This window comes from Pseudomonas sp. CF161 (genome assembly GCF_000416215.1).
Classification (GTDB): domain Bacteria; phylum Pseudomonadota; class Gammaproteobacteria; order Pseudomonadales; family Pseudomonadaceae; genus Aquipseudomonas.
On sequence record NZ_ATLP01000032.1, the window covers coordinates 30,519 to 46,183 of the forward strand.

The 15,665-nt window shown below is 57.8% G+C and carries 13 protein-coding genes; 4 read left to right on the forward strand and 9 right to left on the reverse strand.

The features are described 5' to 3' along the window. Nucleotides 1–28 precede the first annotated feature (28 nt). The 9 genes from CF161_RS02290 to rpmH all read right to left on the reverse strand — a co-directional run bounded on the left by CF161_RS02290 (nucleotide 29) and on the right by rpmH (nucleotide 8,758). Nucleotides 29–901, reverse strand: a complete 873-nt coding sequence (locus CF161_RS02290) for a ParB/RepB/Spo0J family partition protein (protein ID WP_020294933.1) — start codon at nucleotides 899–901, stop codon at nucleotides 29–31. Between the two features lie 9 nt (nucleotides 902–910). Beyond that, a complete protein-coding gene (locus CF161_RS02295) occupies nucleotides 911–1,708 on the reverse strand; it encodes a ParA family protein (protein ID WP_020294934.1) in 798 nt (265 codons plus the stop codon). Nucleotides 1,709–1,726: 18 nt separating this feature from the next. After that, nucleotides 1,727–2,362, reverse strand: a complete 636-nt coding sequence (gene rsmG, locus CF161_RS02300) for a 16S rRNA (guanine(527)-N(7))-methyltransferase RsmG (protein ID WP_177326747.1) — start codon at nucleotides 2,360–2,362, stop codon at nucleotides 1,727–1,729. Between the two features lie 5 nt (nucleotides 2,363–2,367). Continuing rightward, nucleotides 2,368–4,260 (reverse strand): tRNA uridine-5-carboxymethylaminomethyl(34) synthesis enzyme MnmG, encoded by a 1,893-nt coding sequence (gene mnmG / locus CF161_RS02305; RefSeq protein WP_043228469.1) that lies wholly within the window; start codon nucleotides 4,258–4,260, stop codon nucleotides 2,368–2,370. A gap of 551 nt (nucleotides 4,261–4,811) precedes the next feature. Next, nucleotides 4,812–6,182 (reverse strand): tRNA uridine-5-carboxymethylaminomethyl(34) synthesis GTPase MnmE, encoded by a 1,371-nt coding sequence (gene mnmE / locus CF161_RS02310; RefSeq protein WP_020294937.1) that lies wholly within the window; start codon nucleotides 6,180–6,182, stop codon nucleotides 4,812–4,814. A 79-nt stretch (nucleotides 6,183–6,261) separates the two neighbouring features. Continuing rightward, complete coding sequence (gene yidC, locus CF161_RS02315) at nucleotides 6,262–7,965, reverse strand: membrane protein insertase YidC (RefSeq protein WP_020294938.1); 1,704 nt, start codon at nucleotides 7,963–7,965, stop codon at nucleotides 6,262–6,264. Nucleotides 7,966–7,967: 2 nt separating this feature from the next. Beyond that, nucleotides 7,968–8,213, reverse strand: a complete 246-nt coding sequence (yidD, locus tag CF161_RS31945) for a membrane protein insertion efficiency factor YidD (protein ID WP_010465488.1) — start codon at nucleotides 8,211–8,213, stop codon at nucleotides 7,968–7,970. Beyond that, nucleotides 8,206–8,607 carry a ribonuclease P protein component gene (gene rnpA / locus CF161_RS31950; RefSeq protein WP_020294939.1) on the reverse strand — a complete coding sequence of 134 codons (402 nt, stop codon included), beginning with the start codon at nucleotides 8,605–8,607 and terminating at the stop codon, nucleotides 8,206–8,208. Before rnpA ends, yidD begins: the two co-directional genes overlap by 8 nt. Before the next feature lie 16 nt (nucleotides 8,608–8,623). Next, complete coding sequence (gene rpmH, locus CF161_RS31955) at nucleotides 8,624–8,758, reverse strand: 50S ribosomal protein L34 (RefSeq protein ID WP_003213577.1); 135 nt, start codon at nucleotides 8,756–8,758, stop codon at nucleotides 8,624–8,626. Nucleotides 8,759–9,323: 565 nt separating this feature from the next. Between rpmH and dnaA the strand changes: the two genes are divergently transcribed. The 4 genes from dnaA to gyrB are packed head-to-tail and all read left to right on the forward strand — an operon-like array spanning nucleotide 9,324 to nucleotide 15,523. After that, complete coding sequence (dnaA, locus tag CF161_RS02325) at nucleotides 9,324–10,835, forward strand: chromosomal replication initiator protein DnaA (RefSeq protein ID WP_043228446.1); 1,512 nt, start codon at nucleotides 9,324–9,326, stop codon at nucleotides 10,833–10,835. A 38-nt stretch (nucleotides 10,836–10,873) separates the two neighbouring features. Then, a complete protein-coding gene (gene dnaN, locus CF161_RS02330) occupies nucleotides 10,874–11,977 on the forward strand; it encodes a DNA polymerase III subunit beta (protein WP_020294941.1) in 1,104 nt (367 codons plus the stop codon). Nucleotides 11,978–11,997: 20 nt separating this feature from the next. Next, complete coding sequence (gene recF, locus CF161_RS02335; RefSeq protein ID WP_020294942.1) at nucleotides 11,998–13,101, forward strand: DNA replication/repair protein RecF; 1,104 nt, start codon at nucleotides 11,998–12,000, stop codon at nucleotides 13,099–13,101. 4 nt (nucleotides 13,102–13,105) lie between these two features. Continuing rightward, the gene (gyrB, locus tag CF161_RS02340) at nucleotides 13,106–15,523 is read left to right on the forward strand and encodes a DNA topoisomerase (ATP-hydrolyzing) subunit B (RefSeq protein WP_020294943.1); all 2,418 of its coding nucleotides are present in this window, start codon (nucleotides 13,106–13,108) and stop codon (nucleotides 15,521–15,523) included. Nucleotides 15,524–15,665: the final 142 nt, after the last annotated feature.

The window sequence follows — 15,665 nt, forward strand, 5'->3', positions numbered from 1 at the left end:
CCGACTGCGCGCTACATGAGGAAATGTTTCAGCGAATGTGTGCGAGGACACCCTGGAGCTCATCAAGGGAGTTGTACCCAATCACCAACTGCCCTTTGCCCTTCTTCCCGTGGCGGATCTGCACCGCAGAGCCCAGGCGCTCAGCCAGACGCTGTTCGAGTCGGGCGATATCCGGGTCCGGCTTGACCGGTTCGGCGGGCTCCTGTTTGCCACTCAACCACTGGCGAACCAGGGCCTCGGTCTGGCGTACGGTCAGCCCCCGTGCGACAACGTGTCGCGCCCCTTCAACCTGTTGATTTTCCGGAAGACCGAGCAAGGCGCGGGCATGACCCATCTCCAGGTCGCCATGGGACAGCATGGTCTTGATCACTTCCGGCAGCGCGATCAGGCGCAGCAGGTTGGCCACGGTCACGCGGGACTTGCCCACGGCTTCGGCGACCTGTTGCTGAGTCAGCTGGAACTCCTGCTGCAAGCGCTGCAGGGCCACGGCTTCTTCGATCGGGTTGAGATCTTCACGCTGGATGTTCTCGATCAACGCCATGGCGATCGCGGTTTCATCCGGCACATCGCGGACCATCGCCGGGATGGTTTCCTGGCCAGCCTGCTGGCTGGCGCGCCAACGGCGTTCACCGGCGATGATTTCAAAACGTCCCGAGCCGATGGGGCGAACCACGATCGGCTGCATCACGCCCTGGGCCTTGATCGACTGCGCCAGTTCCTCCAGCGCCTGCGGGTCCATGTCGCGACGCGGTTGATACTTGCCGCGCTGGATCAGGTCCAGCGGCAGGTGCTGCAACTCGCGCTGGTCGGCTTGGGTCGCCTGTTCTTCCAGAGAACTGACGGTCGGACCACTCAGCAGTGCATCCAGTCCACGTCCGAGACCTCGTTTCTTGACGGCCATGGGGATTCCTTAAGTTGCCTGAGCGGCGGCTGCGCGTGAATTTTTACGCTGGCGACGAACCATCTCGCCGGCCAGGGCCAGATAAGCCAGGGCGCCGCGCGATTGTTTATCGTAGGCCAACGCCGGCATACCGTAGCTTGGCGCTTCGGCCAGGCGGATGTTGCGTGGAATGACCGTGTCGTACAGCTGCTCGCCAAAGTGTTCCTTGAGCTGGGCCGAAACGTCGTTCATCAGGCTCAGGCGCGGGTCATACATGGTCCGCAGCAGGCCTTCGATCTTCAGGTTGGGGTTCAGCAACTCGGCGATGCGCTTGATGTTATCCACAAGGTCGCTCAAGCCTTCCAGGGCGAAGTACTCGCACTGCATGGGAATAATGACCCCATCGGCGGCCACCAGCGCATTGAGGGTGAGCATCGACAGCGACGGTGGGCAGTCGATCAGGATGTAGTCGTAATTTTCGCGGATGGGTGCCAAGGCGCTGCGCAGACGGCTTTCTTTCATCTGCATTTCCAACAGAACGACTTCCGCCGCGGTCAGGTCGCGGTTGGCCGGCAGCAGTTGATAACCGCCGTGTTCGGAGAAGTGCATCGCCTGGGCCAGATCGCATTCGCCGATCAGCAGGTCATAGACCGAGTTTTCCAGGCCGTGTTTATCCACACCGCTACCCATGGTGGCGTTGCCCTGTGGATCAAGATCGATCAACAGCACCCGGCGCTTGGTCGCGACCAGGGATGCTGCGAGGTTGATGCAGGTGGTGGTCTTGCCCACGCCACCCTTTTGGTTCGCTATCGCGAATACCTTAGCCATTCTTGCTTGTGTTCCCAATCATGCCGTGCGGCGCAGTATCAGCAGATGGCGTTGGCCTTGGCAACCGGGTACGGCCAGGGCCTGTTCGCTATCGAGGTGGAAGTCCGTCGGCAATGCTACCAGCTCATCCGCGGGATGAACGCCCTTCATTGCCAGCCAACGTGTATCGCGGTCGCCAAGATGGCGAGTCCAGTTGGTGAAGTTCTCCATGCTGCTGAACGCCCGGGAAATGATCCCATTGAACGGCTGCTCAGGCTGGAACGCTTCAACGCGACTGTGGATAACTTGAAGGTTATCCAGTTTGAGTTCGAGTTTGACCTGGGTCAGGAAGCGGGTTTTCTTGCCGTTGCTGTCCAGGCAGGTCACTTGCGACTCGGGAAACAGGATCGCCAGGGGGATGCCGGGCATCCCCCCACCGCTACCGACATCGAGCCAGCGACCGTTTTCGATAAACGACATCACGCTCAAGCTATCGAGCAGATGACGCGAGACCATTTCGTCCGGATCGCGCACTGCGGTCAGGTTGTAGGCCTTGTTCCATTTGATCAACAGGGCCAGGTACGCCAGCAATTGCGCATGCTGGGTCTCTGTCAGAGTGACACCGAGCTCGCGAGCACCTGTGGATAACTCTTCTGCATGTTGCGAGGTGACCATTGAGCTCAAGCGCTTTGCTCCAACTGACGGCCGGCGCCGCGTTTTTTCAAGTGAATCATCAACAGGGAAATCGCCGCCGGCGTCACGCCCGGGATCCGCGAAGCCTGGCCCAGGGTCTCCGGACGGGTGACGCCAAGCTTGCTCTGGATCTCTTTCGAGAGCCCGGAAATCTTGGTGTAGTCGATATCCACAGGCAATTTGGTGTCTTCGCTGGCCCGCAGGCGAGCGATTTCGTCCTGTTGGCGATCGATGTAGCCGGCGTATTTGGTCTTGATTTCAACCTGCTCGGCGACTTGTGGATCTTCTGCGCCCTGCCCGGTCACTTCCACCAGCCCGACGTAGTCGATTTCCGGACGGCTCAACAGGTTCAGCAGGTTGTATTCGTGGGTCAGCGGGGTGCCGAATTTTTCGGCAATCGCATCGCCCTGCGCAGTGCCGGGGCGAACCCAGGTGCTCTTCAGGCGCTGTTCTTCCAGCTCGATGCTCTCGCGTTTTTTGCAGAACGCTGCCCAACGGGTGTCATCCACCAGGCCCAACTCGCGACCTTTCTCGGTCAGACGCAGATCGGCGTTGTCTTCGCGCAGGATCAGGCGGTACTCGGCACGGGACGTGAACATCCGATACGGTTCTTGAGTACCGAGGGTAATCAGGTCGTCGACCAACACCCCGATGTAGGCCTCATCGCGACGCGGGCACCAGCTGTCTTTGCCCTGGGCGCGCAGCGCAGCGTTGGTACCGGCCAGCAAACCTTGGGCGCCGGCCTCTTCGTAACCGGTAGTGCCATTGATCTGGCCAGCGAAAAACAGGCCGCCGATGACTTTGGTTTCCAGGCTGTATTTCAGGTCCCGCGGGTCGAAGTAGTCGTACTCGATGGCATAACCCGGACGAACGATGTGCGCGTTTTCCATGCCGCGGATCGATTGCACGATCTGCAATTGCACGTCGAACGGCAGGGATGTGGAAATCCCGTTCGGGTACAGCTCATGAGTGGTCAGGCCTTCGGGTTCGATAAAGACCTGATGGCTTTCCTTGTCGGCAAAGCGATGGATCTTGTCTTCGATCGACGGGCAGTAACGCGGGCCAATACCTTCGATCACGCCGGAATACATCGGCGAGCGATCAAGGTTGGAGGCGATGATTTCGTGAGTCCGGGCGTTGGTATGAGTGATCCAGCAGCTGACTTGCCGTGGATGCTGCTCTTTTGAGCCCATGAACGACATGACCGGGATCGGGGTATCGCCCGGCTGCTCGGACATCACCGAGAAATCCACCGAACGCCCATCGATGCGTGGCGGCGTGCCGGTTTTCAGGCGACCGACACGCAGAGGCAGTTCCCGCAGGCGCTGTGCCAGAGCAATCGACGGCGGATCGCCAGCGCGACCACCGGAATAGTTCTGCATACCGATGTGGATAAGTCCGCCAAGGAAGGTCCCGGTGGTCAGTACCACGGAATCGGCGAAGAAACGCAGGCCCATCTGAGTCACAACACCGCGAACCTGGTCCTGTTCCACGATCAGGTCGTCAGCGGCTTGTTGAAATATCCACAGGTTCGGCTGGTTTTCCAGTATTTCGCGGACAGCCGCCTTGTACAGAATGCGGTCGGCCTGGGCACGTGTCGCTCGTACCGCCGGGCCTTTGCGGCTGTTCAATACGCGAAATTGAATACCACCTTTATCGGTGGCAATGGCCATCGCGCCGCCAAGGGCGTCGATTTCCTTGACCAGGTGGCTTTTGCCAATGCCACCAATGGCCGGGTTGCAGCTCATGGCACCGAGGGTTTCCACGTTATGCGTCAGCAACAGGGTTTTTGCCCCCATGCGTGCTGATGCAAGTGCTGCCTCGGTACCGGCATGACCGCCGCCGATGACGATCACTTCAAAACGGGAAGGGAAATCCACCACGCACCTCGTGCCTGCTTCAGTTAGGTAATTAGGAATAGGTCTGGGCTCAGGTTTTTGAACCAGGTCGACAAGTATAGGGACTTCCCCACCTCTAAAGAACCCTTTGCACAAAATTTAACCAGCTGTGGATGAATCACAGTCAATAGAAATTAAAAGAGAGAAAGTTATTAAATCTTTGTTTTTATGTTTATTCTTACTGAGCACCTTTTCTGTGGATAGATTGGTACAAGCCTTTATTTACGTGATGTACAGAGGTTTAAAAGTCTGTGGTCATGTGTGCATGAGGCCGTTGGATAACCGGTTTAAGCCTGTGGATTAAAGCAGTGGTTATCCACAGAGGGGTTTTTCCTCAGTTTTGAGGCCCTGTTATCAACCGAGCACAGGGGCAGTTATTCACAGGGCTTAATCCACAGAAAATCGGCTTTCGGGCAAATGCCGGGCACAACAAAGCCGCCAGGACGAAAGATTTCATCTGGCAAGGCCCTGGATTTTTTAAAGGAAGGGGGAGCAGACAGGCGCGAACGGCCTGTCTGGGTGCAACGCAGCAGCTATTTACCGATGCAGAAACTGGAGAAAATTCGCCCTAGCAGGTCATCCGAGCTGAACGCCCCGGTAATTTCTCCCAACAGTTGCTGAGCCTGGCGTAAATCTTCGGCCAGGAGCTCGCCAGCACCGGCCAGGGTCAGTTGAGCTCGCCCGTGCTCAAGGGCGGCACTGGCATGACGCAGCGCTTCCAGGTGACGCCTGCGTGCGCTGAAGCTGCTTTCCGAGGTCTGCTCAAAGCCCATGCAGGCCTTCAGGTGCTCGCGCAGCAGTTCCAGGCCCATGCCGACAGACTTGGCGCTGAGGCTGATGGTGACGTGGCCATCGTCGCTGACTTCGAGGGCAATCGCTTCCCCGGTAAGATCCGCCTTGTTGCGGATCAGCGTGACCTTCGACGGATCCGGGCGCTGCTCGAGGAACTCCGGCCATAGGGCGAAGGGGTCCGCAGCCTCGGGAGCCGTGGCGTCCACCACCAGCAGGACCCGATCCGCCTCGCCAATGGCCTTGAGCGCACGCTGCACGCCGATTTTCTCCACCTGGTCATCGGTGTCGCGCAAACCTGCGGTGTCCACCACATGCAGCGGCATACCGTCGATGTGGATATGTTCGCGCAGGATATCCCGGGTCGTGCCGGCGATCTCGGTAACGATGGCGGCTTCCCGTCCGGCCAATGCATTGAGCAGGCTGGATTTACCGGCATTCGGCCGGCCGGCGATGACCACGGTCATGCCGTCACGCAGCAATGCGCCTTGCCCGGCTTCGCGCAATACGCTGGCCAACTCGTCGCGCACCTTATCCAGCATGCTCAGCACGTGGCCATCGGCGAGGAAGTCGATCTCCTCTTCAGGAAAATCAATCGCGGCCTCGACGTAGATACGCAAGCCGATCAACTGCTCAGTCAAGTTATGCACACGCTGGGAAAACGCCCCCTGCAGCGAGCGCAAGGCATTGCGCGCGGCCTGGGTTGAGCTGGCCTCGATCAAGTCGGCGATCGCTTCGGCCTGGGCCAGGTCGAGCTTGTCGTTGAGAAAGGCCCGTTCGCTGAACTCCCCCGGCCGGGCCAGGCGACAGCCCAGTTGCAGGCAACGCTGCAACAGCATGTCGAGCACAATCGGGCCGCCGTGGCCCTGAAGTTCCAGGACATCTTCACCGGTGAATGAGTTCGGGCCTGGGAAATACAGGGCGATCCCTTCATCCAGCACTTCGTCGAGCTCACCGAAAAAAGGCCCGTAATGGGCAAAACGTGGTTTCAGTTCGCGACCGCTGATGGCGTTGGCGGCGACGCTGGCCAGCGGTCCGGAAATTCGCACGATGCCCACGCCACCGCGACCTTGAGCGGTGGCGACGGCAGCGATGGTTTCACGAGGGATATTCATAACCCGAGATCCAGACAAAAGTGACAGATAGCAAAACGCCCCACTAGGGGGCGTTTTGAGTGGTTATCCACAGAGTAAGTTACGCCTCGGCTTTTTTGGTAGCCGCTTCGATCTTACGAGTGATGTACCACTGTTGAGAGATCGACAACACGTTGTTGACCACCCAGTACAGAACCAGACCAGCTGGGAACCACAGGAAGAAGAAGGTGAAGATGATTGGCATCATTTTCATGACCTTCGCCTGCATCGGATCCGGAGGTGTCGGGTTCAGACGCTGCTGGATGAACATGGTCGCGCCCATGATGATCGGCAGGATAAAGAACGGGTCTTTGATCGACAGGTCGGTTATCCACAGCATGAATGGAGCCTGGCGCATTTCCACGCTTTCCAGGAGTACCCAGTACAGCGAGAGGAATACCGGCATCTGTACCAGAATCGGCAAGCATCCACCCAGCGGGTTGATCTTCTCTTTCTTGTACAGCTCCATCATGGCTTGCGACATTTTCTGCCGGTCATCGCCATGTTGTTCTTTCAGCGCAGCCAGTTTCGGGGCTACGGCACGCATGCGCGCCATGGATTTGTAGCTGGCGGCCGACAGTGGGAAGAAGATCCCCTTGATCAGCATGGTCAGGAAAATGATCGACCAACCCCAGTTACCCACCAGGCTGTGGATATGTTGCAGCAACCAGAAGATTGGTTGGGCAATGAACCACAGGAAGCCGTAATCCACAGTCAGCTCCAGACCTGGGGACAACTCTTTGAGTACGGCCTGGCTTTTCGGACCGGCGTAAAGGGTGGCGCTGGTTTCAGCCTTGGCACCTGGAGCGACGGTCAACGCCGGGCCGGTGAAGCCAATGATGTAGTTACCTTTGCTGTCTTTACGGGCCAGAACGACGTTATTTTCGTCCTTCGGCGGAATCCACGCCGTTACAAAGTAGTGCTGAAGCCATGCAACCCAACCACCTTTCACGGTTTCCGTGATCGGCGCCTTGGTTTTGTCTTCGTTTACTTTGTCCATGTCCTTCATGGACACTTTTTTGTACGGCTCGGAACTTGTCCACAGGGCAGCGCCCAGGTAAGTCGCGGTGCCGGTGGCAGTGCTCGACGATGGATCGGCGCTGGAGTCGCGCTTCAACTGCGCGAACATTGCACCTGTCCACGGTTGGGCGCTCTGGTTGTCGATGATGTAGGTCACAACCACGTCATACAGGCCGCGTTTCAGGGTGAAACGCTTGATGTAGTTGACGCCGTCCTTGCTGAACTTCAGGTCAACGACCAGTTGATCCTGACCGTCAGCCAGTTGATAACTTTTCTTCTCCGAAGAGAACACCGGACGACCTGTCGGGCTGGCATCAGGGCCGTTGGTGCCAATCAGACCACTTTGAGCCTGGTAAACACGTTCGCCACCGTTATCGAACAGTTGGAACGGAATTTCCGGGTGATCTTGACGGCGTGGATACAGCGGCAGCTTCAGCTGGGCAACATCACCGCCTTGTGGATCGATAGCCAGATCCAATACATCCGTCTTGATTTGGATGAGGTCTTTGCTGACCGCCACTGGAACTTCGGCGGGGGCACTGGTATCGCTCGCTGCGCGTGGAATGTCGTCACTGGCGGAAGTGTTGTTGCCATTTACCGTGTCGGGAAGACCCGCAGGGGTAGTGTTGGCAGCAACATTCTGAGTCGGCAGGGCAGCCTGGCCATAATCCTGGTTCCATTTAAGGACCATGACATAAGCCACGATTGCCAGGGCGACGATCAGGATCGTGCGTTTAATATCCATGATTACTCGGCCATCGAAGAAGAACGGGAGGTAGGGATAGGTGGAACCGGGTCATAACCACCGGGATTCCACGGATGACAGCGACCTAAACGACGAAAGGTCAGCCAGCCACCGCGTAGAAGGCCATGATTTTCGATGGCTTCATACGCGTAGCAGGAACAACTGGGGTAGAAACGACAGTGACTGGCCATCAGAGGACTAATGGCATAGCGATAAAACTGGATCGGAACGAGCGCCAGTTTACGCATCAGGACTGTCTACCCCTGCAGTTTCGGTTTTGACTGCTGGTACCGGCTTGTTACGAGCCAGACGTTTCCAGAGCTTATCGAAATGCTGAATCAATTCGGGGCTTTCTACATCGCCCAAACCTTTGCGCGCGACGATAACGATGTCCCAGCCGACCAGAGAATCCTGGTGCAGGCGAAACGATTCGCGCATCAAACGTTTCAGACGGTTGCGCTCAACGGAGAGCTTTACGCTCTTCTTTCCGATAACCAGCCCCAGACGGGGGTGATCAAGGTCGTTGTTGCGCGCAAGGAGCAGGAGATTTTTCCCCGGAACCTTGCCGGTAGGGGAGTCAAAGACTGCCTTGAAATGCCGGGGAGTAAGCAGACGCTTTTCCCGACTGAAGTCCTGACTCACCTCCAGTGCCGGATTATCAAACTGCCAGACGCGCACGACCTTTGGCGCGACGACGCGACAGGACGGCACGGCCGTTCTTGGTAGCCATGCGAGCACGGAAACCGTGAGTACGAGCGCGTTTGATAGTGCTTGGTTGGAAAGTACGTTTCATGTCGTGTTACCTGGTTCGTCCACAACGGGCCGGAATGGCCCCCGTTTTAAGAGACCGGCGATTCTAGAGAATGCAAGCCTCTAGGTCAATTTCCAACCAGCTTTTCCTTGTAAACAGATATGGGTGGCTGTTGGTTCGAGACACCGGTTACCTAGATATAGAAATAAAGAAGGGAATTATTTAAAGCTTTTCTGTAAAGCTTATAAAAGCTATGCAGCCACTCTTCTGTGGATAAGTGCCTTAAGCCCTTGAACGACGTACTGTACAGGGAATGACAACACTGTCGAGAAGCAGTGCTCTGCCTGTGCTGCGCTATCGGATAAGCTGTGTGTGGAATGGGTAGTTATCCACAGCCAGGTTATCCACCGAGTTTAGCCCCCACTTGTACAACGACCTTAAGTGGGGTTATCCACAGAGCTTATGCACATACCATTGGTCGTGTTTTTTCCGGTTAAGACATTGATTCTTAGTGGTCTGTGAGCAACCTACGTGTGGATAAGTCTGCGTGCGGCCGCTACAATGGCGGCTGTTTTTGCCTCACCGGCTTTCAACTTAGGGGATATCCGTGTCAGTGGAACTTTGGCAGCAGTGCGTGGAGCTTCTGCGTGATGAGCTGCCTGCCCAGCAATTCAACACTTGGATCCGTCCGCTACAGGTCGAAGCCGAAGGCGACGAGTTGCGTGTCTACGCACCGAATCGCTTTGTTCTCGATTGGGTCAATGAAAAGTACCTGGGTCGTGTGCTTGAGCTGCTCGATGAGCACGGCAATGGTTCAACACCTGCGCTCTCCTTATTAATAGGCAGCAAACGCAGTTCGGCACCTCGGGCTGCGCCTAACGCGCCTTTGGCGGCTGCCGCTTCCAAAGCCCAGGCGGCTGAACCTTCCAGCGCGCCAGTAAGTGCCCCGCCACCGACCAAGGCTTCTGCGAAGAAAGTCGCCCATGTCAGTGAAGAGCCTTCCCGTGACAGCTTCGACCCGATGGCCGGCGCCAGCTCGCAGCAGGCACCGGTGCGCGCCGAACAACGGACCGTCCAGGTCGAAGGTGCGCTCAAGCACACCAGCTACCTGAACCGCACCTTCACCTTTGAAAACTTCGTCGAAGGTAAATCCAACCAGCTGGCGCGCGCCGCCGCCTGGCAGGTCGCGGACAACCCCAAGCACGGCTACAACCCGCTGTTCCTGTATGGCGGTGTAGGTTTGGGTAAGACTCACTTGATGCACGCTGTGGGTAACCACCTATTAAAGAAGAACCCGAATGCCAAGGTCGTGTACCTGCATTCCGAGCGCTTCGTGGCCGACATGGTCAAGGCGCTGCAACTGAACGCCATCAACGAGTTCAAGCGCTTCTACCGCTCGGTGGATGCCTTGCTGATCGATGACATTCAGTTCTTCGCTCGCAAGGAGCGTTCCCAGGAAGAGTTTTTCCACACCTTCAACGCCCTGCTTGAAGGTGGGCAACAGGTGATCCTCACCAGTGACCGCTACCCGAAAGAGATCGAAGGCCTCGAAGAGCGCCTGAAGTCGCGTTTTGGCTGGGGCCTGACGGTGGCCGTGGAGCCGCCGGAGCTGGAAACCCGGGTCGCGATCCTGATGAAGAAGGCCGACCAGGCCAAAGTCGATCTGCCGCACGATGCCGCGTTTTTCATTGCCCAGCGCATTCGGTCCAACGTGCGTGAGCTGGAGGGTGCGCTCAAGCGCGTCATCGCTCACTCGCACTTCATGGGCCGCGACATCACCATCGAGTTGATTCGCGAATCCCTGAAGGACCTGCTGGCCTTGCAGGACAAGCTGGTCTCTGTGGATAACATTCAGCGCACCGTCGCCGAGTACTACAAGATCAAGATTTCCGACTTGCTGTCCAAGCGTCGCTCGCGCTCCGTTGCGCGCCCACGCCAGGTGGCCATGGCCTTGTCCAAAGAGCTGACCAACCACAGCCTGCCGGAAATCGGCGATGTGTTCGGCGGCCGCGATCACACCACGGTCTTGCACGCGTGCCGCAAGATCAATGAACTTAAGGAATCCGACGCGGACATCCGCGAGGACTACAAGAACCTGCTGCGTACACTGACCACTTGATGACACCAGCGCAGCTTATTAAGGCAAGGGACTAGACCATGCATTTCACCATTCAACGCGAAGCCCTGTTGAAACCCCTGCAACTGGTCGCAGGCGTCGTCGAACGCCGCCAGACCTTGCCGGTGCTCTCCAACGTGCTGTTGGTCGTCGAAGGCCAGCAGCTGTCGCTGACCGGTACCGACCTGGAAGTCGAGCTGGTCGGTCGCGTGCAACTTGAAGAGCCAGCCGAGCCTGGCGAAATCACCGTGCCGGCGCGCAAGCTGATGGACATCTGCAAAAGCCTGCCCAACGACGCCTTGATCGATATCAAGCTCGATGAGCAGAAGCTGGTGGTCAAGGCCGGCCGTAGCCGCTTCACCCTGTCGACGCTGCCAGCCAATGACTTCCCGACTGTCGAGGAAGGCCCGGGCTCGCTGACCTGCAGCCTGGAGCAGAGCAAACTGCGTCGTCTGATCGAACGCACCAGCTTCGCCATGGCCCAGCAGGACGTGCGTTACTACCTCAACGGTATGCTGCTGGAAGTATCGGCCGGGATCATTCGTGCCGTGGCTACCGACGGTCACCGTCTGGCGATGTGCTCGATGCAAGCCGATATCGGCCAGCCGGATCGCCACCAGGTGATCGTGCCGCGCAAAGGTATCCTGGAGCTGGCACGCCTGCTCACCGAGCCGGATGGCAACGTCAGTATCGTCCTGGGTCAGCACCATATCCGCGCCACCACCGGCGAGTTCACCTTTACCTCGAAGCTGGTCGACGGCAAGTTCCCCGATTACGAGCGCGTGCTGCCTAAAGGTGGCGACAAGCTGGTACTGGGCGACCGTCAGGCGCTGCGTGAAGCCTTCAGCCGTACGGCGATTCTCTCCAACGAGAAGTACCGTGGTATCCGTCTGCAATTGGCCAATGGTCAATTGAAGATCCAGGCCAACAACCCGGAGCAGGAAGAAGCGGAAGAAGAAGTCGGCGTGGAATACAACGGCGGTTCGCTGGAAATCGGCTTTAACGTCAGCTATCTGCTCGACGTGCTGGGGGTGATGACCACCGAACAGGTGCGCTTGATCCTCTCCGATTCCAACAGCAGCGCCCTGGTCCAGGAATCCGACAACGACGACTCGGCTTACGTTGTCATGCCGATGCGCCTGTAACCATGCTCAGCAGAAGCTAGATGTCCCTCAGTCGCGTCTCGGTCACCGCGGTGCGCAATCTGCACCCGGTGACCTTCTCCCCCTCCCCCCGCATCAACCTTCTCTACGGCGCCAATGGCAGTGGCAAAACCAGCGTGCTCGAAGCCATCCACTTGCTGGGGCTCGCTCGCTCGTTTCGCAGTGCTCGACTGTTGCCGGTAATCCAGTACGAGCAGTTGGCATGCACCGTGTTTGGCCAGGTCGAACTGGCGGAAGGTGGGCATAGCAGCTTGGGGATTTCCCGGGATCGGCAGGGAGAGTTTCAGATTCGCATCGACGGGCAGAACGCTCGTAGCGCAGCTCAGTTGGCGGAAATCCTGCCATTGCAACTGATCAACCCCGACAGCTTTCGCCTGCTGGAAGGGGCTCCGAAAATTCGCCGGCAGTTTCTCGACTGGGGTGTGTTCCACGTGGAACCTCGCTTCATGTCGACCTGGCAGCGCTTGCAGAAGGCCCTGAGGCAGCGGAACTCATGGCTGCGGCATGGTACACTTGACGCCGCTTCGCAAGCAGCCTGGGACCGGGAACTGTGTCAGGCCAGCGCTGAAATCGATGAATACCGCCGCGCTTATATCAAAGCCTTGAAACCAGTCTTTGAGCGGACCTTGGGCGAACTGTTGGAGCTCGAGGGCCTGACGCTTAGCTATTACCGTGGTTGGGATAAAGACCGGGAGCTCAGTGATGTGCTCGCGACGTCCCTGCACCGTGATCAGCAGATGGGTCATACCCAGGCCGGTCCCCAGCGTGCTGATTTGCGCCTCAAGTTGGGTGCGCATAACGCCGCGGATATCTTGTCCCGCGGCCAGCAGAAGCTGGTGGTCTGTGCCTTGCGCATTGCCCAAGGGCACTTGGTCAGCCAGGCCCGGCGCGGGCAGTGTATTTATCTGGTGGATGACTTGCCGTCCGAGTTGGACGAGCAGCATCGCCGCGCACTTTGTCGCTTGTTGGAAGACTTACGCTGCCAGGTGTTTATCACCTGTGTAGACCACGAATTATTGAGGGAAGGCTGGCAGACGGAAACGCCAGTCGCTCTGTTCCACGTGGAACAGGGCCGTATCACCCAGACCCACGACCATCGGGAGTGAAGGCATGAGCGAAGAAAATACGTACGACTCGACCAGCATTAAAGTGCTGAAAGGTTTGGATGCCGTACGCAAACGTCCCGGTATGTACATTGGTGACACCGACGATGGCAGCGGTCTGCACCACATGGTGTTCGAGGTGGTCGACAACTCGATCGACGAAGCACTGGCTGGCCACTGCGACGACATCAGCATCATCATCCACCCGGACGAATCCATCACTGTGCGCGACAACGGTCGCGGCATTCCGGTTGATGTGCATAAAGAAGAAGGCGTTTCCGCAGCCGAAGTCATCATGACGGTGCTGCACGCCGGCGGTAAGTTCGACGACAACTCCTACAAAGTATCCGGCGGCTTGCACGGTGTAGGTGTGTCGGTAGTGAACGCCCTGTCTGCTGAGCTGATCCTGACTGTTCGCCGTAGCGGCAAGATCTGGGAACAGACTTACGTGCACGGCGTTCCGCAAGAGCCGATGAAAATCGTTGGCGAAAGCGAAACCACCGGTACCCAGATTCACTTCAAGCCTTCGGCTGAAACCTTCAAGAACATCCACTTCAGCTGGGACATCCTGGCCAAGCGGATTCGTGAACTGTCCTTCCTCAACTCCGGTGTTGGCATCGTCCTCAAGGATGAGCGCAGCGGCAAGGAAGAGCTGTTCAAGTACGAAGGCGGCTTGCGTGCATTCGTTGAATACCTGAACACCAACAAGACTGCGGTCAACCAGGTGTTCCACTTCAGCATGCAGCGTGAAGACGGCATCGGCGTGGAAATCGCCTTGCAGTGGAACGACAGCTTCAACGAGAACCTGTTGTGCTTCACCAACAACATTCCACAGCGTGACGGCGGCACCCACCTGGTGGGCTTCCGTTCGGCCCTGACCCGTAACCTGAATAACTACATCGAACAGGAAGGTCTGGCGAAGAAGCACAAAGTCGCCACCACCGGTGACGATGCCCGTGAAGGCCTGACCGCGATTATCTCGGTCAAGGTGCCGGATCCGAAGTTCAGCTCCCAGACCAAAGACAAGCTGGTGTCTTCCGAAGTGAAGACCGCGGTCGAACAGGAAATGGGCAAGTACTTCTCCGACTTCCTGCTGGAAAACCCGAACGAAGCCAAGCTGGTGGTCGGCAAGATGATCGACGCTGCCCGTGCCCGTGAAGCGGCGCGCAAGGCTCGTGAAATGACCCGCCGTAAAGGCGCGCTGGATATCGCTGGCTTGCCGGGCAAACTGGCGGACTGCCAGGAAAAAGACCCTGCCCTCTCCGAGCTTTACCTCGTGGAAGGTGACTCTGCTGGCGGTTCCGCCAAGCAGGGTCGCAACCGTCGTACCCAGGCCATCCTGCCGTTGAAGGGCAAGATCCTCAACGTCGAGAAAGCCCGCTTCGACAAGATGATTTCCTCGCAAGAGGTCGGCACCCTGATCACCGCCCTGGGCTGTGGTATCGGTCGCGACGAGTACAACATCGAGAAGCTGCGGTACCACAACATCATCATCATGACCGATGCTGACGTCGACGGTTCGCACATCCGCACCCTGCTGCTGACCTTCTTCTTCCGTCAGTTGCCGGAGCTGATCGAGCGCGGCTACATCTACATCGCCCAGCCGCCGCTGTACAAGGTGAAGAAAGGCAAGCAAGAGCAATACATCAAAGACGACGACGCCATGGAAGAGTACATGACGCAGTCGGCCCTTGAAGACGCCAGCCTGCACCTGAACGAAGAAGCCCCGGGTATCTCCGGCGAGGCGCTGGAGCGCCTGGTAAACGACTTCCGCATGGTGATGAAGACCCTCAAGCGTCTGTCGCGCCTGTACCCTCAGGAACTGACCGAGCACTTCATCTACCTGCCGGCCGTCAGCCTGGAACAGCTGGGCGATCATGCTGCGATGCAGGATTGGCTGGCCCAGTACGAAGTGCGCCTGCGTACCGTCGAGAAGTCCGGCCTGGTCTACAAGGCCAGCCTGCGTGAAGACCGTGAGCGTAACGTCTGGCTGCCAGAGGTCGAACTGATCTCCCACGGCCTGTCGAACTACATCACGTTCAACCGCGACTTCTTCGGCAGTAACGATTACAAGACCGTCGTCACCCTGGGCGCGCAGTTGAGCACCCTGTTGGACGAAGGCGCGTACATCCAGCGCGGCGAGCGCAAGAAAGCCATCACCGAGTTCAAGGAAGCCCTTGAGTGGCTGATGGCGGAAAGCACCAAGCGTCACACCATCCAGCGCTACAAAGGTCTGGGTGAAATGAACCCGGATCAGCTGTGGGAAACCACCATGGACCCAAGCCAGCGCCGGATGCTCAAAGTGACCATCGAAGATGCCATTGGCGCAGACCAGATCTTCAACACCCTGATGGGTGATGCGGTCGAACCTCGCCGTGACTTCATCGAAAGCAATGCCCTGGCCGTGTCCAACCTGGATTTCTAATCCCGTGTCGATGGGCACATTAAGTGTCGCGAGTGGGCGGGTTATTGTCGCTCTCTAATGAAAACCCCGGCCTCGTGCCGGGGTTTTTCTATGTATTGGTCTATAAATATGGCCCAATGATCGTCATTACCTCGAATGGAAA

Bases quoted from the DNA above. Each gene is read 5' to 3' on its own strand.
- rpmH (WP_003213577.1), bottom strand. From the start codon at position 8,758: ATGAAACGTACTTTCCAACCAAGCACTATCAAACGCGCTCGTACTCAC.
- yidD (WP_010465488.1), bottom strand. From the start codon at position 8,213: ATGCGTAAACTGGCGCTCGTTCCGATCCAGTTTTATCGCTATGCCATT.
- dnaN (WP_020294941.1), top strand. From the start codon at position 10,874: ATGCATTTCACCATTCAACGCGAAGCCCTGTTGAAACCCCTGCAACTG.
- recF (WP_020294942.1), top strand. From the start codon at position 11,998: ATGTCCCTCAGTCGCGTCTCGGTCACCGCGGTGCGCAATCTGCACCCG.
- mnmE (WP_020294937.1), bottom strand. From the start codon at position 6,182: ATGAATATCCCTCGTGAAACCATCGCTGCCGTCGCCACCGCTCAAGGT.
- CF161_RS02295 (WP_020294934.1), bottom strand. From the start codon at position 1,708: ATGGCTAAGGTATTCGCGATAGCGAACCAAAAGGGTGGCGTGGGCAAG.
- yidC (WP_020294938.1), bottom strand. From the start codon at position 7,965: ATGGATATTAAACGCACGATCCTGATCGTCGCCCTGGCAATCGTGGCT.
- CF161_RS02290 (WP_020294933.1), bottom strand. From the start codon at position 901: ATGGCCGTCAAGAAACGAGGTCTCGGACGTGGACTGGATGCACTGCTG.
- rsmG (WP_177326747.1), bottom strand. From the start codon at position 2,362: ATGGTCACCTCGCAACATGCAGAAGAGTTATCCACAGGTGCTCGCGAG.
- gyrB (WP_020294943.1), top strand. From the start codon at position 13,106: ATGAGCGAAGAAAATACGTACGACTCGACCAGCATTAAAGTGCTGAAA.